We start from the raw sequence: 23,825 nt of genomic DNA on the forward strand, positions 1-23,825 counted from the left end.
AGCTTTCAATGGGCAAGACTGTCGAGTTTTTCTTCGATCTGGGCAGCCCGGCCAGCTATCTGGCCTGGACCCAAGTGGCGGGTATCTGCGACCGCCACGGCGCCGAGCTTCGCTACCGACCCTTGTTGCTGGGCGGTGTGTTCCAGGCGACCGGTAATGCTTCACCCGCCATGATCCCGGCCAAGGGGCGCTACATGTTCACCGACCTGGGGCGCTTCGCTGCGCGCTATGGCGTGCCGTTCGCCATGCCCCCGGGCTTTCCGATCAACACCCTGAGCCTGATGCGCGGCTTGACCGGCACGCAATTGCTGGCACCCGAGCGCTTCGAAACGTTGCTCGACGTGCTGTTCACCGGCCTGTGGGCGAAGCAGTTGAACCTGGGGGATGCTGCAGTGCTGGACGTTACCTTGCGCCAGGCAGGCTTCGACCCTGCCGCGTTCCAGGCCTTGGCCGCCGAGCCACAGGTCAAGGCGACGCTCAAGCAGGTGACCGAAGAAGCAGTGGCGCGTGGGGTGTTCGGTGCACCGACGTTCTTTGTCGATGGGCAGATGTTCTTCGGGCAGGATCGCCTGGACTTCGTCGAAGGTGCGTTGCGTTAGCCAGCCAGCAGTTTCTCGAGCTGGGTACGCTCCCAGAGACTGAGCAGGTCGGTGGGGTTGCTGCCGTAGCGTTGCCAGTCTTCCAGATCGGCCTGCAGGCCCTCGGGGGACTGGCAGCGCACGCAATGGGCCAGGCCTTCGGCATCCACGGCCAGGGTCAGCTGCCAGCCGTCGATGTCCACTTCGACCAGCCCATGCCCATCACGGGCGCGAACCTGCAGCGAGTGAACGCCGAGGGCCGTCTCGCGCAGGCACTGGTAAACGGCCCGGGAGTGCAAGCGCTGGCCGGGTTCAGGCACGGTCAGAAGTTGGCCGGCGTGTTGGCGCTGATGATTTCGGCCTCGTCCGGACCGATGTTCTTGAAACTGTGCGGCAGGGTAGTGGGGATGTAGTAGCCATCGCCGGAGTTGAGCACGCTGACCTGGCCATCGACCCACAATTCGACCGTGCCCCGGGTGACCAGCCCGCATTCTTCGCCCTCGGCATGCACGATCGGCTCGCCGGAGTCGGCGCCTGGTGCATACAGCTCGCGCAGCATACGCATCTGGCGGGCTTCGACGCTCGCACCGACCAGCAGCATGCGCAGGCCGTTGCGGCCCAGGTCAGGCTGCTCGTTGGCGCGGAACACGAAGCGCTCTTCCCGCACCGGCTCGTCGAAGCTGAAGAACTCCGCCAAGGTCATCGGGATCCCCTCGAGCAGTTTTTTCAGGGAACTGACCGAAGGGCTGACGCGGTTTTGCTCGATCTGCGAAATCGTCGAGTTGGTCAGGCCGCTGCGACGGGCCAGCTCCCGTTGGGAGAGGTTGTTGCGTTCACGCACCAGTTTGAGTCGTGTCCCCGTGTCCATAGCCGCCTTGTAATCAGAGGTGTAAAAAATAATGGGCGACGCATTAAAGCACACTCTGAAGCCTTGCGCGCAGTGCTTGTCAGGTGCGTTGGTCGCGGGGCATTGGCCACAGCCCGACCAGCAGCAACAACACGGCAACCGCAAGGAATGGCAGGCGTGGATCCAGCGCGTAGACCAAGGTGCCAGCCAGTGGCCCTATCACCGCGCCCATCCCCTGCGCCGCGCCGACGGAGCCGGCCGTGGCGCCTTGTTCCGACGCGTGCATGGCATTGGCGGCCAGCGCGGAAAAGGACGGGAACACAAAGCCCATGCCCGCGGCGGCGACGAAGTAGCAACCCCAGAGCCAGGGCGCGCTCGTGGCCAGAGCGCCGCCGGCAAAGCCCAGCGCCGAGACGCTGGCGCCAACCCGTATCATCTTCAGCGGTGGCCATTCCAGCTGGCGCAGGGCGATCTGCGACAGGATCAGTGCCACCCCGACCGTAGTCAAGGCGATGCCGGCTGCCTGGGCTGCCTCGGTCGGCGGCAGGTGCAAACGGTCGAGGGCGAAGAAACCGACGATGATCTGCGAAACGGTGACGCTGAGCATGGCGCTGAAGGCCACCAGCAGGGGGCGGCGCAGGCGCGGGTCGGTCAGGCGCACCGGGCTCGGCGCGTGGCTGTGGGCCAACGGTTGCGGCTTTAGCTTGAACAGCAACACGATGAACGCGGTGGCCGGTAGCAAGGACATGATGTGAAACGGCAGGCTCAGACTGTGGCGTGCCAACAGCGCGGCAATCGCCGGGCCCAGTACCAGCCCCACAGCATTGGCTGCGCCCAGGGAGGCCATGGCCCGGGCCCGACGTTGCGGTTCGACATGGTCGGCGATCAGCGCATTGCCGGCCACCGGCAGGGCCGCGTAGAACGCGCCGATCAGCCCGCGAGCCAGCATCAGACCGACGAACGCCAAGGTGGCGTCTGGCAGCCAGCGCAAGGCGCCTTCGACGAACAGGCACAATGACCAGTAGGCCAGGGTAAAGCCCGCACTGCCTAGCAGCAGGATGCGTCGGCGTCCGAGGCGGTCGGCCGCGCGCCCCCAGGGGCGTGCCAGCAGCACCCAGACCACGCCGGCCACGGTCACGGCTGCCCCGGCCTGCCAGGTCGCCATCCCCAGCAGCCGGGCAATTGGCCCGATCAAGGCCACGAAGGCCATCATCGACATGGTGCAGGCCATGTTGGCCAGCAGCAGGGGGCGCAGGTCGAGGGTGCGTGTGACACCCAGGGTGGCAGGATCCTTTGCAGCAGTCATCGGGCAGTCCAGGCAGTTTCAGCGTTAAAGGGCGATCTTATTAAGAGCACTCATCGGTTGTCGAACCGGCCTGGACCGCACGCTGTCATTCGCCGCGGCGCAGGGGGCCTGGCCACATGCTACGCAACACGCCGTCCCGGCGCACCAGTGCGTGCATCAACGCTGCACCCAGGTGCAGCAGGACAGTGGCGAACAACAGGTACCCGGCCCAGCCATGGGCTTGGCGCAGTACGGCGTACAGTTGCAGGTCGTGTGGGGCGATGGCCGGTAGCTGCAGCGGTCGAGGGTAACCGCCAGCCGACAGCATTGCCCAGCCCAGCAGCGGCATGGCCAGCATCAGGGCATAGAGCAGCAGGTGCGAGGCGCCGGCAGCGAACCGTTGCACAGTCGGCAAGTCGTCGGGCAGGGGCGGATGAGGTCGGGTCAGGCGCACGCCGATACGCAGCAGCACCAGTACCAGCAGCGCCAGGCCGGTGGCCTTGTGCAGCTCGACCAGCATCGGGTGGCGGGTTGACAGGTCGGCGACCATGCTCACGCCGATGAACAGCATGGCCAGTATCAACACTGCCATCAGCCAGTGCAGCGAGCGGGCCAGGGGGTGGAAAGCTTCAGGTTTCATGGGCGGGCTCCGGTGCTGAGCGATTCGCGGCTGCGGCGATTGAAAGACTCCGAATAGGCCGCCGAGCGGGCGGCGAGGATCGGGTCGGCGGAAGGTTCGATGCCACGGGGGAGAATCAGCGGGTCGAAGTTCAGGTCGCGGCAGGCACCTTGTTCAGGGGCGTCCACTCGTTCGATCACCAAGGTGCCAGCGTCCACTCGGCGCCGTTGCGCAGGCCAGGGCTGGGCCGGGTCGTCCACGGCGTCGCCGGCCTCGGCCAGCACCAGGCGCAAGGTCCAGCGCAACGGGCCCTGGGCCAGGCGTTGTTGCAGGTCATGTTGCAGGAATTGTTTGTCATCGACCTTGCCTGGGAGCGCGGCGAAGTGGGTCTGTGGCTCCAATTGCCAGCGCACCGGGTGAGCCTTGCCATCGCCGTCGATCAGGCGAAAGGCATTGATGCTGTGGTATTGGGTGCTGGCGAAGCTGTCGCTCGGGGTATAGCTGGCGGCCCATTGGCGGAACGCCGCGCTTTCCGGATGGGCGGCGAAGAATGCTTGTAGCCTTGCCGGGTCAGGCTTGCCGGTGGCAGGGTCAGGCGCGCTGGCCAGCACCTGTTCATAGAACGCCTGCGGCGTGCTCACCGCCAGCACGGGAGGGTTGTTCATACCGGTACGCCAGAGCTGGCCGTCATCGGTACTCAGTTGCAGCGCCAGACTGCGCACGGGCACCGCGGTGTCCGGTGCGAACGGATTGGCCCCCCCAATGGCGAACCGGCCGATGACCGGTACCCGCGCCTGGCTGAACACCCGCGCCGTCGACAGCGTCGCCGCCTGGCCGCTGGCCTGGAAGTAACCGCTGACACACAGGCCTTTCGCATGGTTCTTGCGGTAGCCGGGGTAATGGCCAGCCTGGGCCTCGAAGGTATCTATGATGCGCTGCGGGGTCACTGTTGGGCCGCCGATCCAGCCAGCGGCATAGGCGAAACACGCGCCCATGGCCAGCATGATGGCGCCTATGGCGGCCAGCCGCAGGTGCTTGGCGGGGCCGTGCAAGGGTGAGTTCATGGTCATCGTCCGGTGCAGTTGAGGTGCCGGTACGACGGGGCAGGAAGGCGGTTATTCCCTGCGAGGGAATAAATTTTGTGGCCGGGCGTCTGCCCTCTACACTGACCATCCCAGGGGCCGGATGACTTCCATGCATGATTTGGACGAACACCAATGGCGCGAGCTGCTGCAGCGTCTGCGCCGCTTTGCCATCTGGCTGACGCGCGAGTCTGGCAGCGCCGACGACCTGGTCCAGGCGACCGTCGAGCGTGCCCTCAGCCGTAGCAGTCAGCAGCGTGACGCCGACAGCCTGCGCGCCTGGCTGTTCACCATCCTTTATCGGCAGTTTCTCGATGGCAAGCGCCGTGACCGCCTGCATGCGCGTTGGCTGTCCTGGTTTGGGCGCGCCGAGGCGCAGGAAGAGCCGGTTGGCGGCGATATCGAACGCATCATCCTGGCCCAGGCGGACTTGCAGGCCTTCGCGCGATTGTCGGACGAGCAGCGCGCCCTGTTGTTGCTGGTCAGCGTCGAGGGCCTGAGCTACAAGGAGGCCGCCCACGCCCTAGGGATTCCCATCGGTACTGTGATGTCGCGCCTGTCGCGCGCCCGTGCCGCGTTGCGTGAACTGACCGAGGGCAACCCGCAGCCCCCGGCCTTGCGGAGACTGAAATGACGCGCCTTATTCCCAGTGAACACGAGCTGCATGCCTACGTCGATGACCGTCTGGAGCCCTCACGGCGAGCCGAAGTGCAAGCCTGGTTGGCGGCCAACCCGTTGGAAGCGCAAAGGGTCGAGGCCTGGCGAAGCGATGCCCGGCGTCTGCGGGCGGCATTGGCAGGTTTCGGCGAGCAGCCAGGCTCGTCACAGTTGGATGTGGGCAGGCTGCAGCAACGCTTGCGTCATCGCAGGCAGCGCCGCTGGGCGTCGGCTGCGGTGTTGCTGCTGGCCGTGGGAGTGGGTGGATTGGTTGGCTGGCAGGCACGGGACGCCACGTTGGCGGACGCTGGCCTGCCCATGGCCGATGCCGTGCAGGCCCATCGCCTGTTCGCTGCCAGCGAAGCGCTGGATATCCAGGCCAGCGACCCGGCTCAGTTGCGCGACTGGCTGGAGCGGCATTTCAGTCGGGTAGGGCAGTTGCCAGACCTCGCGGGATACGGCTTCAAGCCGGTGGGGGCACGACTGCTCAGCAACGAGCAGGGGCCGGCGGCTTTGCTGGTATTCCAGGACCGTGAAGGGCAACGCATCAGTCTGTTTCTGCGCTCGCCGGGCGAACGCTTCGCGCGCATGCCGCAGGGGCAGCGCACGGATGGGCGGTTGGAGGCACGCTACTGGTCCCATGGGGCGTACAACTTCGCACTGGTCAGTGCGGCGGACGATGTGCGCGGGGCCGGTGTTGGCGAGGCGCTGCGCTTGGGCCTGTAGTCGGTCCGATCGCGGACAAGCCGGCTCTACGGAGCGTACGACGACTTCGTAGAGGCTGGCTTGCCGGCGATTCGTTTCAGCTCAATTCCAGCCAGATCGGCGCATGGTCCGAGGGCTTTTCCATGCCACGCAGCTCGTAATCCACCCCTGCGGCCTTCAGGCGCGGCACCAGGGCTTGCGAGGCCATGATCAGGTCGATGCGCAGTCCGCGCTTGGGCTCGTCCTCGAAGCCGCGGCTGCGGTAGTCGAACCAGCTGAAGCGGTCGTTCACTTCCGGGTACAAGTGACGGAAGCTGTCCACCAGGCCCCAGCCCTTCAGGCGCTCCATCCATTCCCGCTCTTCAGGCAGGAAGCTGCATTTGCCGGTCTTCAGCCAGCGCTTGGCGTTGTCCGGGCCGATCCCGATATCGCAGTCCTGGGGCGAGATGTTCATGTCGCCCATCACCAGCACCGGCTCGTGATTGTGGAACTGCCCTTCGAGCAGGGCCTGCAAGTCGCTGTAGAAGCGCTGTTTGGCCGGGAACTTGGTGGGGTGGTCGCGGCTTTCGCCTTGGGGGAAGTAGCCGTTCATGATAGTGATCGGGGTGCCGTTGGCATCGGCGAAGGAGCCCCAGATGAAACGGCGCTGGGCATCTTCTTCGTCGGTGGCAAAGCCTTTGAACAGGCTAAGAGGCGCCTGGCGCGACAGCAGGGCGACGCCGTAGTGGCCTTTCTGGCCATGGAAGTGCACGTGGTAGCCCAGTGCCTGGACCTCGGCCAGAGGGAACTGATCGTCGCTGACCTTGGTTTCCTGCAGGCCGATCACGTCCGGCTGGTGCTTTTCGATCAGCGCCGCCAGCTGATGCGGGCGGGCACGCAGGCCGTTGATGTTGAAACAGACGATCTTCATCGAAAGACAATCCTGGTAAAAGGCCGGATGCTAGCCGACATCGGCCGTCTCCACCAGCGTGGCAGCCTTGGGGTGGCGCTGCTAACGTGCTGGAGGGGGTGAACGATGTGCGTCCAGGCACCTCCAAGGCACTGAATGACCTTTCCAGGAGGACCGCCCGCGATGCCCGATACCACTGAAGCCAAGGCCAGTGTCTGTATGCTCGATGAGGGCTATAGCCGTGAGGTGCGCTCGCTGCTGTACCACGCCTATCGCCACGAACCGACGTTCGGCTATGTGTTCGAGGGCCAGCGGCCTGGCTACGAAAGGCGCCTGCGGGTGATGGTGCGTGAGTGGGTGCGCCAGCACTTCTATTTGCAATTGCCCGCCATTGGCCTTTTGCTGGATGACCGCCTGATCGCCTTGGCACTGATCGTGCCGCCGCAACGACGGTTGGGGGTGGCCGACAGCTGGGCCTGGCGCCTGCGCATGATGTTGGGCACTGGCTTGCGCTGCACGCGCCGCTACATGGAATACCAGGCCGCATTGGCCAGTTGCCTGCCGGGCGCCAGGGTGCATGTGCTGCCTTTGCTGGGGGTCCATCCGCAATTTCAGGGCCGGCACTACGGTGAACAATTGCTCCAGGCCGTGCACGACTGGTGCGCGGAAGACCCAAACACCCAAGGGGTGGTGCTGGATACGGGCAATGAGCATTATCTGGCGTTCTACCAACGCCAGGGGTACGAAGAGATCGGCGAGGTAGCTGTAGGACCAATCCGGGAAAGGGTGTTCTTTCATCCCAATCCTGTGTCATCAAGAATGACGGAGGCCTGAACGCCTCCCATGAGGGCCCGGCTCTGGTAGCATGCGCCGCATGACGTATTCAGGAAGATTCACCTGGGGCCTTATTTTCTGGGCCGCCAGTTTCGCAGCATGGGGCCAGAGCGAGTTGCTGGTGAAGGTCAAGCCGGCCAATAAAGCGCTCAAGGCCAATGTCGAAGGCTATATCGGTAATCTGGGTGACCGCGACGAGGAAGCGCTGCTGCGCTTCAGTCGCGGGGCGCAGGAGCAGGCGCGCAAGGCTGCGCAGGCACTGGGCTACTATCAGGCGCAGATCGACACTGAGGTCAAGCCCGCAGCCAAGGCCGACGAACACCCGCAATTGATCATCCGCATTGAACCCGGCGAACCGGTGCGCCTGCGCAACGTGACGGTGCGCATCGAAGGGCCAGCCAGTGAGATGAAGGCGTTTCGCATACCGGATGGTCGTGCGCTGCGTCCGGGCGAGCCGCTTAACCACGGCCACTACGAGGATGCCAAGCGGCTGATCCAGAACCAGGCCTCGCGCTATGGATTCTTCAGCGGTCGGTTCACTCGCCAGCGTCTGGCAGTGGACCCCCAGGCCGGGGTGGCCGACATCGAGCTGGTGTACCAGAGTGGCCCACGCTACCGCCTGGGCGCGGTCACGTTCGGTGGCGACACGCCACTGGATGAAGAACTGCTGCAACGCATGGTTTCGTTCAAGCCTGGCACCCCCTACGATTCGGAACTGGTGGCCGAGCTCAACAACGACTTGCAGTCCAGCGGCTACTTCGAAGGCGTGCGGGTCGACGCGGCGCCCACTGCCGCCGTGGGCGAAGACATCCCGGTGGACGTCCATCTGCAAACCCGCAAACCGCGCACCATGGGCCTGGGCCTGGGTTTCTCGACCGACGTTGGTCCGCGTGGCAAGGCCAACTGGACCCGCCACTGGGTCAACCCACAAGGGCACAGCTACGGCTGGGAAACCGAACTATCGGCCCCGCGGCAGAACGTCGGCCTTTGGTACGACATTCCCCTGGACCCTCCGCTGACCGACAAACTGCGGTTCGCCGGTGGCTATCAGAACGAAGAGCTCGCCGGAACCGACACCCTCAGCAAGCTGTTGACCGTCGGCCCGGAATGGCACAGCAAGCTGCCCAGTGGTTGGCAGCGGGTCATCTCGCTCAAGTACCAGCGCGAGGAGTACCGCCTGGGCGACGACTCGGGCCTTAGCAACCTGCTGATGCCAGGCGTGAGTTTTTCGTATCTGCGCAGCGACAACCGCATCGACCCGCACAGCGGCTACCGCCTGCAGTTCGATGTTCAGGCGGCCAAGGAGGGGCTGGTTTCGGACACCAACCTGCTGCATGGCAATGTCCTGTTGAAAGGCCTGACGACGCTTGGCCACAACCACCGTTTCCTGGGCCGTGTGCAGTTCGGCGGCAGTGCCACCAATGGTTACAAGAACAACATTCCGCCGTCACTCCGTTTCTTCGCCGGTGGCGACCAGAGCGTGCGCGGCTACGACTACCAGAGCTTGTCGCCGAAGAACAGCGACGGCGACCGGATCGGGGGGCGCTACCTGGTGGCCGCCAGCGCCGAGTACCAGTATTCGTTGGCCGAGAAGTGGCGCGTTGCGACCTTCGTCGACCAAGGCAACGCGTTCAATACGCTTGAACTGCCCAGCCTCAAGACCGGGGTCGGCATCGGTGTGCGTTGGGTATCGCCGGTCGGGCCGCTGCGTCTGGACCTGGCCAGGGCGCTCGATGACGATGGCGGTTTCCGCCTGCACTTTTCCATGGGGCCTGAGCTGTGATGCGTGTGTTGAGAACCCTTGTGCTGAGCCTGCTGGCCATCGTGCTGTTGGTGGCCTTGGCGCTCGGCGCGATACTGGCTAGCGAAGCTGTCGGGCGCTGGCTGCTGGGTCAGGTGCCTGGGCTCGAAGTCACTGAATTCCAGGGGCGCCTGGGTGGCAGCTGGCAGGCCCGTCAGATTGTCTGGGCAGATGGCGGTAACCGTGTCGAGCTCCAGGAGCCGGTGCTGTCCTGGTCGCCTGCTTGCCTGTTGCGTGCCACCTTGTGCATCGACCGGCTCAAGGCCCAGCGGGTCGACATGGCCTTTGCGCCCAGCGACGCGCCTGCTGACACCAGCCCTGTGCAGCTGCCGGTGTTGCGCCTGCCGATCGGGATCGAAGTGGGTACGGTCGAGGTCGGGCAGTTGCGACTCGACGGCAATGATCTGTTGGGCGACCTGCAACTGGCGGCGCACTGGACGACCACTGGGCTTCGCATCGACCGCCTGCAAGTGCATCGGGACGATCTGCACCTGGCGTTGCAGGGTAATCTCTTGCCCGAAGGCGATTGGCCGCTGCAACTCGATGGCCAGCTACAGCTGCCAGCCGTGGAAGGTCAGGCCTGGCAACTGGCCGTGACCGCCAAGGGGGATTTGCAGCGAACCCTCGAACTGGATGCGAGCAGCACCGGTTATCTCAATGCCCGGTTGACCGGTGAGCTGCAGGCCCTTGCCGAGCACCTGCCGGCCAAGCTGCACGTCCGTTCCGAAGCGTTCAAGCCCGCAGCTGCGCTTCCGGACACCGTGCAACTCAACCAGCTCAAGCTGGACGCCGAGGGTGACTTGCTAAAGGGTTATCAGCTGACTGGCTCGGCCAGTTTGCCTGCCGAACAAGCCCCCGTGTCGCTGGTGCTGGCGGGGCGTGTGGATGCCAAGGGGGCAAGACTCGATGCCTTGGACCTGAGCGCCAGTGAAACCCAGCGGTTGAAGCTAAGTGCCACCGCCGATTGGCAGAACGCCCTGCAGGCCGATGCCCAATTGGATTGGCTGGACTTCCCCTGGCTGCGCCTGTACCCCTTGGAAACCCCGCCTGAAGTCAGCCTCAAGCGCCTCGATGCCCAGGTGCATTACCGCGATGGCAGTTACCAAGGTACGTTCAAGGGTGAACTCGACGGCCCGGCAGGTGCCTTCACGTTGGCCAGCCCGTTCGAAGGCGACCTGGGCCAGGTTCGGTTGCCGCAACTGGCGCTGGTGGCAGGCCAGGGCAAGGCGAGCGGCAATGTTGCCGTGCGTTTCGCCGACACACTGGCGTGGGATGTCGACCTGCAGCTGTCGGCGCTCGATCCCGCTTACTGGCTCGCCGAGCTACCCGGTACCCTGGCGGGGCCGTTGCGCAGCAAAGGTGAGTTCAAAGGCGAGCAACTCACCCTCGATGCCCAGTTGGATCTAAAGGGGCGCCTGCGTGGTCAGCCGGCGGTGCTCAAGGTAGAGGCCCAGGGCGCTGCCCAGAGCTGGACATTGGGCGCCTTGGCCGTGCAGCTGGGGGACAACCGCATCACCGGCAGCGGCAGTATGCAGCAGCGCCTGGCCGGGCGGGTGGACCTTGACCTGCCGCGCCTGGGCCAGCTTTGGCCAAGGCTGCAAGGGCAGGCCAAAGGCCGGCTGGACATCAGCGGAACACTCAAGGCGCCCCAAGGCACGCTGGTCCTGCAGGGTCAGCAACTGGTCCAGGCCGAGAACCGGATCCAGCGCCTGGACCTGGATGCTCGTCTGGATAACGCCCAGCGCGGCCTGATCGAGCTCAAGGCCAGCGGTATTCGTCTGGGCGAAACATCCCTCGGCACGCTCCAGGCCAATGGCAAGGGCGACATCCGGCAGCAGGCACTGACCCTGGCTTTGGATGGCCCGCAGCTGAAACTCGACTTGGGTCTGGATGGCCAGTTGAACAAGGGCGACTGGCGCGGCCGACTGGCCAGCGGACGGATCCAGGCCGGTGGTCAGGATTGGCAACTGCAAGGGCCGGCACGTTTGCAGCGTCTGGCCAGCGGCCAACTGGACTTTGGCGCCCATTGCTGGCGTTCCGGCCAGGCCAGCCTGTGCGGTGACGACCAGCGCCTGGCACCTGAGCCGCGCCTGCGTTACCACCTCAAGCAGTTCCCGCTGGAGAGCCTGGCCCAGTGGTTGCCCAAGGACTTTGCCTGGCAGGGGCTGCTCAATGCCGACGTCAATCTGAATGTTCCCGCCAGCGGCCCCAAGGGCAAGATCGTTATCGACGCCAGTGGCGGCACCCTGCGTGTACGCGACAACGGCCGTTGGATCGACTTCCCGTACCAGGCCCTGCGGCTGGACAGCACCCTGGCGCCGCGACGGGTCGACACCCGCCTGGATTTCCGTGGCGAGCGGCTGGGCGAGCTCAACGTCACCACGCGCCTCGATCCGTTGGGCAAGGACAAACCGCTGTCGGGTGACTTCCGCCTGGCGGGCCTGGACCTCTCGGTCGCCCGACCGTTCGTGCCCATGGTCGAGCGGCTGGCCGGGCAGTTGAACGGCAGTGGCCGGCTCTCCGGCACCCTGTTGGCACCGCAGGTCAATGGCGACGTGGTGCTCAGCGGGGGCGAGGTGAGCGGAGCCGAGCTGCCGGTGAGTTTGCAGGGCTTGTCGTTGCAAGCGCAGATCGCCGGTGAACGGGTGCAACTCAATGGCGACTGGCGCAGCGGGGCGGCGGGTCGCGGGCAACTTTCCGGGCACCTGACCTGGGGCCAGGCCCTGGGCATGGACGTGCGCCTACAGGGTCAGCAATTGCCTGTCACGGTCGAGCCGTATGCAGAACTGGAAGTCGCGCCAGACCTCAGTCTGCGCCTGGTCGACGACAAACTGTCGGTCACTGGCAAAGTGTTGGTGCCCAAGGGCAACATCACCGTGCGCGAGCTGCCACCGTCGACGGTGAAGGTGTCGGACGACACCGTCATCGTCGGCCACCAGACCGAAGAGGGCAAGGCGCCCATGGCCGTGGCCATGGACATCGACGTAGAAGTGGGACGCGACAAGCTCTCGTTCAGCGGCTTCGGCCTCTCCGCCAACCTGTTGGGGCATGTACACATCGGCGATAACCTGGACACCCGTGGCGAACTGAGCCTGGCCGATGGCCGTTACCGTGCCTATGGCCAGCGCCTGACCATTCGTCGTGCGCGCTTGCTGTTCGCAGGGCCCATCGACCAGCCGTACCTGGACATCGAGGCGATCCGCAAAGTCGACGATGTGATTGCCGGTATCCGCCTCAGTGGCAGCGCCGAGCAACCGACCACCCAGGTGTTCTCGGAACCGGCGATGAGCCAGGAACAAGCGTTGTCCTATCTGGTGCTGGGCCGCCCGTTGGGCGCCTCGGGCGAGGACAGTAACATGTTGGCCGAGGCTGCCCTGGGCCTTGGGCTGGCAGGCAGCGCCGGGATCACCGGCAGCCTGGCATCGAGCCTTGGCATTGACGATTTCCAACTCGATACCGAGGGGTCGGGCAACGCCACCAGCGTCGTGGCCAGTGGTAACCTGACCGAGCGACTGAGCCTGCGTTATGGGGTAGGGGTGTTCGAGCCAGCCAACACCATCGCGTTGCGCTACAAGCTGAGCAAGAAGGTCTATCTCGAAGCGGCCAGCGGGCTGGCAAGCTCGCTGGACATCTTCTACAAGCGGGACTTTTAAGTGCAGCAAAGCCCGCGCACGCGGGCTTTGTTCTTAAATGGCCTGGACGGCGGCTGTTCGGGATTCGCTTTTTAGAATCAGCTCCAGCAGCAGCGCCAGGACCAGTGCAGCAGCCGCGACGCTGAACAGCACGCCGTAGTGGCCATCGCTGCTCGCGAACAGGGCTGAATATCCGTATCCGGCGATTGCCTGGAAACTCGCGAACGAAACCGTGGCGCGGCTCCAGGTCGCATTCTGCCGTGTATGCCCCTCGACCAGGCTGTGCACCCTGGCAAGTGCCAGCGGGACAATGCCAGGCGGGAAAGAGCCGATCAGCAATGCTGCCGCGCCAAGCAGTCGCAGGTCATGGCTTTCAATCAATGCACCCATTGCGACCAACTGTGCGAAGAGCACGATCCGAATGCCCGCCCGTGCGCCCAAGTGGTCGGCCAGCAGCCCATACAGTACGGGGCCCGCGATAGCGCCCAGACCATACAGTCCCCATATCAGCGCACCGGCATGAGTGCCGGCACCAAGGCCGCGGCTGATGTAGTCCACCAGGAACATCATGGGCGCGACCAATGCGGTGGCCATCAGCGCGTACTGGCCGAACAAGACCAGCACTGCCGCCGACGTTGCAGGCTTTGCCGGCGTCGGTGTCGGCGGATGATGCGGAGGGTCTGCTGGCCATCCCGCCCAGCTGCTGATCGTCAGCAGCAGCGACAACGCCGCAAGACCGAGCCAGGTTTGTTGCAGGCCTTTGTCCAGCAACCAGGGTACCAGGCTGGCGGCACCTGCGATTCCCAGTCCGATTCCAAGGAAGATCGCACCACTTGCCAGCCCCCTGCGGTGGGTGGCGACATGGGGGAGGATGGCCGTTGCGGCCAGCACCATGATCGCGCCCCCGGCGACGCCCGATAGCAGCCGCCAGAAGAAGAACCAGCTCACCGACAGGGGCCAGGCACAGCCTAGAAATGCCAGGCTGACCAGGACCATCATGAACCGGAGCACGCTTGCACTTGACCATCTGGTCGCGATCGGTCGGCTGATCAAGGCACCGGTGAGGTAGCCTGCGAGGTTCGCAGCGCCCAGGAAAACGACTGCAGAGCTGGCAAACCAATGGGCCTCGATGAGGGCCGGGATGAGTGGGGTATAGGCGAAACGCGCCAGGCCGATACCGACGAGGCTGGCACAAAGACCCGCCCAAATCGGTAGCCATGGGGCACGCGGTGTTGATGCAGTCATGACTTCCCCTTGCGCCGCTGGCGGCGTGAAAGTGACACGGCGTGATGAATTTGACTGGCGCGTTGCATCAGCCAGCAACGCCCGTTACGGGTGAGTCGGATAGTCGATGTAGCCCCGTTCGTTGCCGCCGAAGAAGGTCGCGGGGTCGGGGGTATTGAGCGGCAGGCCCTCGCGGATTCGGCGTGGTAAGTCCGGGTTGGCCAGAAACGGCCTGCCGAAAGCCACCACGTCCGCACGGCCATCACGGATCGCTTTCTCGGCAGAAGCAGCGTCGTATCCGCCCGCGATTACCAGTACGCCTTTCCAGGTATCCCGCAGCGTGAGGATGATCTCGTCCCAGCGGGGGTCGAAGTTCTCGTCCTTGACGGTGCCGACGACCGCAGGCTCGACCAGATGCAGGTAGGCCAGCCCATACCGGTTCAGCGACTCCACGATGTAGGTGAACGTTTCCAGAGGAGTGTCGTCTCCCATCCCCATGAACCGTCCCATGGGGGTCAGGCGCACACCGACGCGATCTGCACCGATTTCCTGCGCCACTGCCTGGACGACGGCCAACAGCAGGCGCGCCCGGTTGCGATAGGAGCCGCCATACGTATCGGTGCGTTCGTTACTGTTGCTGTTGATGAACTGGTCGAGCAGATAGCCATTGCCCGCGTGAATCTCGACACCATCCATCCCGGCCTCGATGGCGTTCAGCGCCGCATGGCGGTAGTCGTCGATGATGCCGGCGATTTCCTCGGTATCCAGCGCGCGCGGCACCGGCACATCACCCCAGACCCCATTGCCCTGTTCGTCGACGATGAAGGTCTTGCCGGGCGCTGCGATGGCGCTCGGAGCAACCGGTAGCCCGTTGCCGGGCTGGAAGCTTGGGTGCGAAACACGTCCCACGTGCCACAGTTGCATAAAGATGCGGCCATCGCGTTCATGCACCTGATCGCTCACCTGTTTCCAGGCTTCGATCTGTTCACGGGTGTAGATACCCGGGGTCCAGGCGTAGCCTTGGCCCTGCTGGGAGATCTGCGTGGCTTCGGTGATGATCAGCGCTGCACTGGCACGCTGGCCGTAATACTCCGCTGCCATGGGCGTTGGCACATCGCCTGGTTGGCCTGCGCGCGATCGGGTCAGGGGTGCCATGGCGATACGGTGAGGAAGTTCCACAGCGCCCACGCGAATAGGATTGAACAGATTACTGGTCATCACTCAGTTCCTTTCAAGTCAGTGTTGATACGGGGTCGAAGGTGCAGCGATGTTGCTGTCGTTTGATGACGTCAGGTTAAGACCCGGGTCCGCATTTGATAATCACCACAACCAGAGCAAGTGCGTTGCGCCACTCGCAAAGCTTGCGACGGAAGCAGCTTCAAAGAGCCGCTCGGGCTTTGCCCCGGTAAACACGCAGCACATCGGCCATTACCGACAAAGCGATTTCGGCTGGCGTTCTGGAGCCGATGTCCAACCCGATGGGCATATGTAGACGGTCCACTTGCGCGGGCGACAGTCCGCCGATTCGCTGCAACCGCTGCGCGCGTTTTTCCGAAGTCCGGCGCGAGCCCATCGCACCGATGTAGAAGGCAGGCGTGTGTACCGCCTCCATCAAGGCCAAGTCATCGATCTTGGGGTCGTGGGTCAATGCCACCACTGCGGTTGCCGCGTGACAACCGCCGTTGGCGATGTACATCGAGGGCAACATGGAAATCAGCTTCACACCCTCGATCGGCATCGCCGCGGCTTCTTCGCGCGGATCGCAGGCGATCACCTCGAAGCCCAGTGCGCGGGCGAACTGCCCGCATGCCTGGGCGACCGGCGACAGACCGGCGAGCAACAAGCGAAGCGCAGGCCCGAGGTTGATCTCCAGGCGGCTGCCAAGACGCACCACCGGATCTGCACCCGCGACAGGGCTTTTCACGCTGAAGAGGCCGCTTTCCAGGTCGAGCGTGCGCGTCAGTCGATGCTGCCCGCGCAGAGCCTCGAGCAATTGCCTGAGGTGGTCACGCCATTGCGCACACGGGTGCCTGTGCTCGACCAGCACGTCCAGGCTGCCACCACACGGCAACTGCAGGCGACTTCGCTCTTGGGCCGTACCGCCGTAACGGATGACCTGCGCCGGTGCGGCATGCTCGCCACGGCCGAGTGCTTCAAGAAATTCCTCTTCGACGCAGCCGCCCGACAATGAGCCGCTGTGTGCTCCGGATCGCAGGGCCACCAGCATGGCGCCAGGCGACCGCGGGGCCGAGCCGAAGGTGCTGAGCACAGTGCAAAGCCACACACTTTTCCCCTCGTCAGCCCAGGCCAGGGCCTGTTCGAGAACCGTCACATCAAGATGTTGCATCTACCGTAACCTCTGTAAACGCTGGCGCGAGTGCCACCGGCTACCCTTGCTGACCGGAACGGGTGAGCGGCAGGGCGAGCCGTCGGTGTCCTGTGGCATCTGCCAGCGCATTGCCCAGCGCGGCAGCCATCGGACCCTGCACGATTTCAGCGGCCCCGAGGAAGGGCTGGCCAGGTTGGTCGATCATGTGCACTTGCACGTGCTTGGGAAGCTGCGGGAAGCGCAGGATCGGATAGCCGCTCCAGTCGTAGCTGCGCACACCACCGGCGTCATAACTGACTGCCTCATACAGCGTCCAGCTGCTGGACTGAACGATGCCGCCTTCCACCTGGTTGCGCAGCCCATCGGGGTTCACGATCTGTCCTACATCGACGGCCGTGACCACCCGCTGGATCTCGATCTCGCCGGTTTGCGGATGTACCTGGATTTCCACCGCCACTGCGCAGTAGCCCATGATGTTCTTGTAGCGCGCGAAGCCCATGCCAATGCCTGAGCCTGGGGTGGGCGATCGCCGTGGCCAGCCGAATTCACTGCGGGCCCGCTCGATGACAGCCCGGGCCCTGGGGTCGGTGAGGTGGCTCAGGCGGAACTCCACGGGATCCACCCCTGCCTGGCCAGCCAGTTCGTCCAGGCAAGCCTCGATGGCGAAGACGTTGATGTGCGCCCCAAGCGAGCGCATCGCCGAGGTGCGAAATGGCATTTGCGTGATGAAATTCATATCGATAGTGCTCGCGCCCGTTTGGTACAACGGGATTGCGTTGCGGTCACCATCGCCTTCGGGCTGCGCGATCGGAATGGAGGGCGCCGAGGTGAACGGCCGAGCGAGCAGGCGCGCGGGCACGAGGCGGCCGGCATTGGTGATGCGTTCGTTATGCGGCGTGGTCCAGAGCTCGTATTTCCAATGGTTGATTCGGCCGTTGCGGTCCAGATCCGCCTCCAGTTCGGTGAGCATGGCCGAGCTGTAGGGCTCCCACAGGTTCTCCTGTTCACGCATCCACTGCACACGCACCGGGACGCCCGGCACCTGTAGGGCGATCAGCGCAGCGTCGGCTGCCGCGTCATCGGCGCCATTGTGCCCGTAGCATCCGGAGCCTTCGACATGGATGCAACGCACGGCGCTTAGCGGCAGGCCGACCATCTCGGCGATGCCGGCGCGCAGTGGGAATACACCTTGGGTGTGGCTCCAGACCGTCAGCGTACCGTCCTTGAACCAGGCCACCGAACAGGAGGGGCCGATCGAACCGTGCATCAAGTATTGCTTGGTGACGCGCGCCCGATACGTCTTGCCACTGGAAGGCGCCGCTGAGCCTTCATGCTTGATTGGGTAGCGCCTGGATTGCAGCCTGGGCAGCAGCTGGTGAATGACGGCTTGGTCCGCAATCACCTCTGCGCCGCTCCAGGTCGCTGATTCGTAGCCTGCGCGCATGGCGGTGACGGCCTGCCATTCATCCTTGGCCACCACGGCGAGGTAGTTGCCATCCTTGACCACCTTGACGATGCCTGGAAGGCTTTCAATAGCTTGCATATCGAAACCGGTGAGCGTGCTGCGAGGCCTTGGTGGCCGGATGACCCGCGCGTGGACCATGCCGGGTAGCCGCATGTCCTGGACGAACGCCGCGGCGCCGGTGACTTTTGCAGGGATGTCGAGGCGTGGAATGGCGTGGCCGATGAGCTTGAACTGCTCCGGTGCGCTTTGCGGTGACTCGGCCTTGGCGTATCGATGCAAGTCCACACCGGTCACGGCCTCGGCATAACTCATGCGCAGGCCGGACGGGGCGATGATCATCGCGTCAGCGGTCTTCAGCGATGCGGCATCGACGCCCCAGCGTCTGGCGGCCGACTCCAGGAGCATCTGGCGAACCTGAGCAGCGGCGTTGAACAACGCCGTGCCACTGTCGAAGATCGTGTGGCTGCCGGCCGTGTAGCCTTCGTTGGGCGTCAGGGCCGTGTCGGCCGTGAGAAAGGTGATCGCTGTTGGTGCGACATCCAGACGCTCTGCCGCAATCTGCACAAGCGCGGTCTTGACGCCGGTCCCTAGCTCCACCTTGCCGGTATACACGGTGATCCCCTCTGCACCAACCCTGATCCAGGCGTCCAGGTAAGGGTTGGTGCGCAAGCTGCCGGGCAGATCCGGGGCGAGCACGAGCGTACCCAGGGTATCCACCTCAGTATCGGCCAGCGCCTTGCGCGCGGCTGGCATCAACGTGAAGGCCATCAGCAGGCTGCTGCCCTGAAGGAATGCGCGGCGACTGAATTCAGTTCTGGACGACATGGATTCCACCGTTTTCAACGACGCGGGTGATCGCTTCAATGATCCGAAGGTGCGTGCCGCAGCGACACAGGTTCGTCGCCATGTGGGCACGAAGGGTGTCCTCGTCGGGGCGAGGGTTTTTCTCCAGCAGGGCCTGGGCGCGCATGATCATCCCAGCGATGCAGTAACCGCACTGGGCCGCCTGGGTATCGATGAAGGCTTGCTGCAGGGGGCCTGGCCGCTCTGTCGTGCCCAGGCTTTCGAGCGTGCGGATCTTGCGGCCTTCCATGCCTGAACATGGCGTCACGCACGAGAACACCGGCCTGTCGTCGACGATGACGGTGCAGGCGCCACACTGGCCCAGCCCGCAGCCATACTTGGCGCCGTTGAGTTGCAGGTGGTTACGCAAGGCGTAGAGCAATGGCATGTCCGGATCGATGTCCAGGCTGTGCACCTTGCCGTTGACGGTGAGATTGACGTTGCTCATTTGGCCTCCTCGCGCAGCGCTTCGATAGTCGAGTCCACTCCGCTCCACGGCTGCTCCGGGTTCGCCTGGTGCCTGACGTACGAGGCCAGGGCGGCGAGCTGTCGGTCGTTCAGGCTGGCAGCGAAGGGGGGCATGGCTGGGCCGGCCTCGCCGGGTGTGGGAGGAATGCCCTCAAGTACCGTCTTGATGAAATTGCGTGGCTCATGGGCCTGAGCCGCGGATGTGGCCGCCAGTGAAGGCCGGCCGTCGATGGTGCGCATCGGCGCCGCAGCACCGTGGCAGCCCGCGCAAGCGCCCTGGAAAAGATCGCGACCAAGGCTGGTCGACTCAGCCGTTGCCACCGTGTCCGAATGGTCGTCGGTCGGTTTACGACGCGGCGCCGGCAAGCTCAGCAGGTAGTGGGCAATGGCTTGGACGTCGGCCTGCGGCAGTCGCGCCAGTTCCTGGCTGACCGGGCGCATCGGCCCGGCTGGGGTGCCATGGTCGTCAACCACCTTGGCCTGCAGATAGCCCACCAACTGTGCCTGCGTCCAAGGCTTTTCGCGACGGGCAAGGCCGAGCAGGGAGGGCGCTTCCCAACCATCGACCAGCCCACCGGAAAGCGCCTGGCTGTCTTTCTCGGCACCGAGAAAGTTCAAAGGCGTGTGGCAACCGCCACAGTGGCCTGCGCCTTCGACCAGATAGCGGCCACGATTCCACTGTGGCGATTGCTGCGCTGTCGGCTCGAAGGGCTGTGTATGCAAGAACAGAAGGTTCCAGCCCGCGACCAGCGGGCGAATGTTCATTGGAAACTTCATGCGGTTGGGGGAGGCGGGCTCATACACTGGCGGCCCGCTCATCAGATAGGCGTAGGCGTCCGCCAGGTCGTGATCGCTGAGCAGGCGATAGTGCTTGTATGGGAAGGCTGGATAAAGGAAATGCCCATCGCGGGAAACCCCGTCGCGCATGGCGCGTTCGAACGCTGCGAGCGGCCACTGGCCAATGCCCGTTTCGGCGTCAGGCGTGATGTTGGTGCTGTAGAGCGTGCCAAACGGCGTTACCAGTGGCAGGCCACCTGCCAGGTATTTACCACCGGGACGTGTATGGCAAACCGCGCAGTCTCCGGCTGTAACGACCTTGGCGCCGCGAGCGATCTGCGCGGCATCGAAGGCTGCTGGCCGCTCGATCGGCTCGATAGCAGGTCGCCACATCAACCCGAACGCTGCCGCCAACCCTGCTACTGCAAGGGCAACGGCCACGGATGCCCAACGCTTGTTACGCGACATCGAAGATCTCCTCATCTCCAACCTCGGCGTGTTCGGTACCGATTGGTTGAGGGCCTGAGCGTAAAGGAGCAGGTTTTCCAGGGGTATAGGTCCCTCGCGCAAGGAAGCTTTGCTGTTCACGCAACGCTGGCAGTTTTGCGCAACATGCACAGCTTCGTTGCTGGGCGTTCATATTCCAACGCCTCGCCTTGGCGCATAGGCTTGCTCCTGAACTTTTCAACCCATCCGGAGATGTCGCCATGTCAGCGAGCAGCCCTGAAGTACTTGTTTCACCGTCGGTGCATGCCGATGCAACCCCGACGCTATCCAAAGCGCTGGTCGTGTTCCTCGCATTCTGCTGCGGTGCGGTGGTTGCAAACCTCTATTACGCCCAGCCCATCGTCGAACTGATCGCGCCGAGCATTGGCCTGTCGCCCGAACATGCCAGCCTGATCGTTTCGTTGACCCAGTTCGGTTATGCAGCGGGCTTGCTGTTCCTGGTCCCGCTGGCCGACTTGATGGAAAACAAACGCCTGGTGATCGGCTTTACCCTGGTCGTCGGCGGGTTTCTCGCGGCAGCAGGGTTTGCGGACTCGCCCTCGCTGTTCCTGATCGCGGCGTTGATGATCGGCCTGACTTCCGTCGCCGTGCAGATCCTGGTACCGCTGGCCGCGCACATGGCACCTGAAAGCAGTCGTGGCCGGGTGGTGGGCAACATCATGAGCGGCCTGCTGCTCGGGATCTTGCTCGCTCGCCCCGTAGCGAGCCTGGTGTCCGAATACATTGGCTGGCGAGGTGTGTTCTTCAGCGCTGCGGTGCTGATGGTCGCGATTGCCTTGCTGGTCGCCGTACTGCTGCCCAAGCGCATGCCTAACCATCACACCACCTATGGTCGTCTGATTGGTTCGGTGTTCGGCCTTGCCAAGCAATATGCCGTTCTTCGGGAACGCTCGCTGTACCAAGGCCTGTTGTTCGCAAGCTTCAGCTTCTTCTGGACCATCGTGCCGATCGAGCTGATCCGTCACTATGGCTTCAGCCAGAATGGGGTGGCGCTGTTCGCGCTGGTCGGCGCAGTGGGTGCCGTCGCGGCCCCCATCGCCGGCCGTCTGGCCGATGCAGGGCATGGCCACGTCAGTACCTTGGTGGCATTGGTACTGGCACCGGTAGCGCTGCTGATCGGTGGTATTCCGGGGCTGGGCTACCTGGGACTGGTGGCAGCGGCAATCGCCTTGGACTTCGCGGTGCAACTGAACATGGTGCTTGGGCAACGCGAGGTCTATGCGCTGGACCCCAACAGCCGAGCACGCCTGAACGCCGTGTTCATGACCAGCATCTTTGTCGGCGGTGCACTGGGTTCGATGCTTGCAAGCCCGCTCTATGAGCGCTTTGGCTGGCCAGCCACGATCTTCACTGCCGCTGCGTTTCCGGCCGTGGCGCTGGTGATTTTCCTCATGAAGCATGCGGGCAAGCGCTGATCGATGAGCTGAGCACGCCTGTTCTATTTCCACGTCCGTTCACATGACTATCATCCAGCCTGCCAGCAGCGTCGACGGGTGACGACACTGGCTTGCCGGATGGATCTTCAACGGAGTCGGAAATATGGATAAGTTTCTCGCGTTAAGCATGTTCGTTGAGACGGTGCGCTGCGGTGGATACTCCGCAGCGGCCCGAAAGCTTGGCGTGGCAACTTCTTCCGTAGCGCGTCAGGTTGCCGCATTGGAGTCGGAGCTGGGCACCACGCTGATCACCCGCAGCACACGCCAGAACAGCCCGACCGACTTGGGGCAGGCCTATTTCGAAAGCGCGGTGGCCATCCTCGATGCGCTCGCTGCCGCTGACAGCAGGGTGACGGACAGAGGAAGCGAAGCCAAAGGCAAGCTTCGGGTCAGCGTGCCAGTGGAGTTCGGCCGGCGCCTGATCTCACCCCACTTGGGCCGGTTTCTGGCGAGTCATCCGGGGGTGGAGGTGAGCCTGAACCTCAGCGATGAGAGGGTGGATCTGTTCAAGGACCGAATCGATCTGGCCGTTCGCTTGGGCTCGACGGTCTCCAGCGAGGAAGTCATCTGCACCACCATCGGTCACTTTCAACGCTGGCTGGTGGCAAGCCCGGCGTACCTTGAACAGCATGGTGCGCCCACTCAGCCAGGCGAACTCAGCACCCATTCTTGTATGCGATTCGACTACGGTGGGCCGATGCGAGACTGGCTTTTCGAAGTCGCTGACCAGACTCTGCCGGTTTCGGTTCAGGGGCGGATGCAAAGCAACAATGCCGATATTCTCAGGCAAGCAGCCGTTGCAGGGCAGGGCATTGCACTGTTGGCCGACTGGCTGGTCGCCGAGGATGTGCAGCAGGGGCGGCTCACCCGCTTGCTGCCGGAATATGAAGTGAACCCGATATCCGTCAATTCCTCGATCAACATCGTCTACTTGCCGATCAACCGTGAATCGACACGCATCAAGGTATTTGCGCAGTTCATGAAAGAGTTGCTCAATATCGCATAGCTGCGTACGCAACGCTCCATTGCGTGGTGCGTGGCTTCAGTCTGTCCCCGTAACGCCTTACCCTTGGATGAACGAATCCTTCAGGGTAGTAATCATGCAGACTCCACCGATCTTGGCGTTCGACTTTCTCGACCCTTGGGGTTGGGTCGCAATGCGCCGGCTCGTGATCGCGATGACCCAGGCCAATAGAGAACTGAATGTTACCTTTCAACCCTGCCGCTGCGTGCTGAGTCGATCGGCAGCCGGCATGACCTACCGCGACTTCCTGGCGTACCGCTTCGGGACACAAGCGGTGCTCCATCAGTCCCTCGTGGCAACGGAACTGCAAATGCTGGGCATTGAACCGGCGTTCAGCGCAATCGTCTGCGTTCCGGACACGCGGCTGGCGCTTGCGGCGGTGCTGTGGTTGCAGCGCAGCGCCAGGCCTGCCCGGCCATTCGTGGAAAGCGTGTACCAAGCCTTGTATTGCCATGGTCAGGACATAGGTGATCCGGCCATGCTGGAAAAGTTGCTGGGGCGCGAGATGGCGTCCTTCGGCGACATTCAGGCATTCATGCAAAGTGCCGCTTTCAGCGATGAATTGCAGGAAACCGAAGCTTCTGTCGCCGCCTGGGCTGGACGTGTGATTCCCTCTTTGCGCATTAATGGGGCCGTTGTCTTCGGCGCGCAGACGCCCGGCGTATTAATGCCAATGTTCATCTGAGGTGGGCCGTGTTCAGGTGACTGTGCGGCTAGGCCGCGGTAGCTGAGCCTAGACAAGGTCTGGACTGACGCTGCGCTAGCCACCTGGCCACAGCCATCGCGGGCTTTGCTTGCCTCGATGTCGCTTGTGGCTTTCGCC

At 63.8% G+C, this 23,825-nt stretch carries 21 protein-coding genes; 9 read left to right on the plus strand and 12 right to left on the minus strand.

The window, feature by feature from the left end:
- The first annotated feature begins 8 nt into the window (after positions 1–8).
- A complete protein-coding gene (locus P3R38_RS10185; protein WP_023380083.1) occupies positions 9–599 on the plus strand; it encodes a 2-hydroxychromene-2-carboxylate isomerase in 591 nt (196 codons plus the stop codon).
- Here P3R38_RS10185 and P3R38_RS10190 read toward each other — a convergent pair.
- The 5 genes from P3R38_RS10190 to P3R38_RS10210 all read right to left on the minus strand — a co-directional run bounded on the left by P3R38_RS10190 (position 596) and on the right by P3R38_RS10210 (position 4,399).
- Positions 596–898, minus strand: coding sequence for a hypothetical protein (locus P3R38_RS10190; RefSeq protein ID WP_252189434.1), 303 nt, complete (start codon positions 896–898; stop codon positions 596–598). The two genes, P3R38_RS10185 and P3R38_RS10190, sit on opposite strands and share 4 nt — an antisense overlap.
- Before the next feature lie 2 nt (positions 899–900).
- Positions 901–1,446 (minus strand): cupin domain-containing protein, encoded by a 546-nt coding sequence (locus P3R38_RS10195; RefSeq protein ID WP_023380085.1) that lies wholly within the window; start codon positions 1,444–1,446, stop codon positions 901–903.
- Positions 1,447–1,525: 79 nt separating this feature from the next.
- Positions 1,526–2,731 carry an MFS transporter gene (locus P3R38_RS10200; RefSeq protein WP_023380086.1) on the minus strand — a complete coding sequence of 402 codons (1,206 nt, stop codon included), beginning with the start codon at positions 2,729–2,731 and terminating at the stop codon, positions 1,526–1,528.
- Positions 2,732–2,816: 85 nt separating this feature from the next.
- On the minus strand, positions 2,817–3,350 hold the full coding sequence (locus tag P3R38_RS10205; protein ID WP_023380087.1) for a cytochrome b/b6 domain-containing protein: 534 nt from the start codon (positions 3,348–3,350) through the stop codon (positions 2,817–2,819).
- The gene (locus P3R38_RS10210) at positions 3,347–4,399 is read right to left on the minus strand and encodes a catalase family peroxidase (protein WP_277687103.1); all 1,053 of its coding nucleotides are present in this window, start codon (positions 4,397–4,399) and stop codon (positions 3,347–3,349) included. Before P3R38_RS10210 ends, P3R38_RS10205 begins: the two co-directional genes overlap by 4 nt.
- A gap of 124 nt (positions 4,400–4,523) precedes the next feature.
- Between P3R38_RS10210 and P3R38_RS10215 the strand changes: the two genes are divergently transcribed.
- Positions 4,524–5,045, plus strand: coding sequence for a sigma-70 family RNA polymerase sigma factor (locus tag P3R38_RS10215; RefSeq protein WP_023380089.1), 522 nt, complete (start codon positions 4,524–4,526; stop codon positions 5,043–5,045).
- Complete coding sequence (locus P3R38_RS10220) at positions 5,042–5,794, plus strand: anti-sigma factor (protein WP_023380090.1); 753 nt, start codon at positions 5,042–5,044, stop codon at positions 5,792–5,794. Before P3R38_RS10215 ends, P3R38_RS10220 begins: the two co-directional genes overlap by 4 nt.
- 76 nt (positions 5,795–5,870) lie before the next feature.
- On the opposite strand, the gene xthA is transcribed toward P3R38_RS10220, so the two are convergent.
- Entirely contained in the window at positions 5,871–6,683 is an 813-nt protein-coding gene (gene xthA, locus P3R38_RS10225; RefSeq protein ID WP_023380092.1) for an exodeoxyribonuclease III, read from the minus strand.
- Between the two features lie 162 nt (positions 6,684–6,845).
- Here xthA and P3R38_RS10230 point away from each other — a divergent pair, with 162 nt between their 5' ends.
- Genes P3R38_RS10230 through P3R38_RS10240 form a run of 3 tightly spaced genes read left to right on the plus strand, consistent with a single transcriptional unit; the run spans position 6,846 to position 12,950 of the window.
- Positions 6,846–7,496: a GNAT family N-acetyltransferase gene (locus tag P3R38_RS10230; protein ID WP_202676060.1), complete on the plus strand. Its 651-nt coding sequence runs from the start codon at positions 6,846–6,848 to the stop codon at positions 7,494–7,496.
- A 40-nt stretch (positions 7,497–7,536) separates the two neighbouring features.
- Positions 7,537–9,279 carry an autotransporter assembly complex family protein gene (locus P3R38_RS10235; RefSeq protein ID WP_027907006.1) on the plus strand — a complete coding sequence of 581 codons (1,743 nt, stop codon included), beginning with the start codon at positions 7,537–7,539 and terminating at the stop codon, positions 9,277–9,279.
- Entirely contained in the window at positions 9,276–12,950 is a 3,675-nt protein-coding gene (locus P3R38_RS10240; RefSeq protein WP_277687104.1) for a translocation/assembly module TamB domain-containing protein, read from the plus strand. The genes P3R38_RS10235 and P3R38_RS10240 overlap by 4 nt, the downstream gene beginning before the upstream one ends.
- Before the next feature lie 33 nt (positions 12,951–12,983).
- On the opposite strand, the gene P3R38_RS10245 is transcribed toward P3R38_RS10240, so the two are convergent.
- The 6 genes from P3R38_RS10245 to P3R38_RS10270 form a co-directional block, all read right to left on the minus strand.
- A complete protein-coding gene (locus P3R38_RS10245) occupies positions 12,984–14,174 on the minus strand; it encodes a YbfB/YjiJ family MFS transporter (protein WP_277687206.1) in 1,191 nt (396 codons plus the stop codon).
- 84 nt (positions 14,175–14,258) lie between these two features.
- Positions 14,259–15,371: an alkene reductase gene (locus P3R38_RS10250; RefSeq protein ID WP_277687105.1), complete on the minus strand. Its 1,113-nt coding sequence runs from the start codon at positions 15,369–15,371 to the stop codon at positions 14,259–14,261.
- Between the two features lie 160 nt (positions 15,372–15,531).
- Complete coding sequence (locus P3R38_RS10255) at positions 15,532–16,500, minus strand: XdhC family protein (protein ID WP_023380098.1); 969 nt, start codon at positions 16,498–16,500, stop codon at positions 15,532–15,534.
- A 40-nt stretch (positions 16,501–16,540) separates the two neighbouring features.
- Complete coding sequence (locus P3R38_RS10260) at positions 16,541–18,772, minus strand: molybdopterin cofactor-binding domain-containing protein (protein WP_277687106.1); 2,232 nt, start codon at positions 18,770–18,772, stop codon at positions 16,541–16,543.
- Positions 18,756–19,238, minus strand: coding sequence for a (2Fe-2S)-binding protein (locus tag P3R38_RS10265; RefSeq protein ID WP_023380100.1), 483 nt, complete (start codon positions 19,236–19,238; stop codon positions 18,756–18,758). Before P3R38_RS10265 ends, P3R38_RS10260 begins: the two co-directional genes overlap by 17 nt.
- Complete coding sequence (locus tag P3R38_RS10270; protein ID WP_277687107.1) at positions 19,235–20,503, minus strand: cytochrome c; 1,269 nt, start codon at positions 20,501–20,503, stop codon at positions 19,235–19,237. The genes P3R38_RS10265 and P3R38_RS10270 overlap by 4 nt, the downstream gene beginning before the upstream one ends.
- 239 nt (positions 20,504–20,742) lie before the next feature.
- Between P3R38_RS10270 and P3R38_RS10275 the strand changes: the two genes are divergently transcribed.
- The 3 genes from P3R38_RS10275 to P3R38_RS10285 all read left to right on the plus strand — a co-directional run bounded on the left by P3R38_RS10275 (position 20,743) and on the right by P3R38_RS10285 (position 23,687).
- Entirely contained in the window at positions 20,743–21,957 is a 1,215-nt protein-coding gene (locus tag P3R38_RS10275) for an MFS transporter (protein ID WP_023380102.1), read from the plus strand.
- Positions 21,958–22,081: 124 nt separating this feature from the next.
- A complete protein-coding gene (locus tag P3R38_RS10280) occupies positions 22,082–22,984 on the plus strand; it encodes a LysR family transcriptional regulator (RefSeq protein WP_027907001.1) in 903 nt (300 codons plus the stop codon).
- Positions 22,985–23,078: 94 nt separating this feature from the next.
- The gene (locus tag P3R38_RS10285) at positions 23,079–23,687 is read left to right on the plus strand and encodes a DsbA family protein (RefSeq protein WP_023380106.1); all 609 of its coding nucleotides are present in this window, start codon (positions 23,079–23,081) and stop codon (positions 23,685–23,687) included.
- Positions 23,688–23,825: the final 138 nt, after the last annotated feature.

This window comes from Pseudomonas sp. NyZ480, assembly GCF_029537255.1.
GTDB classification, from domain to species: domain Bacteria; phylum Pseudomonadota; class Gammaproteobacteria; order Pseudomonadales; family Pseudomonadaceae; genus Aquipseudomonas; species Aquipseudomonas taiwanensis.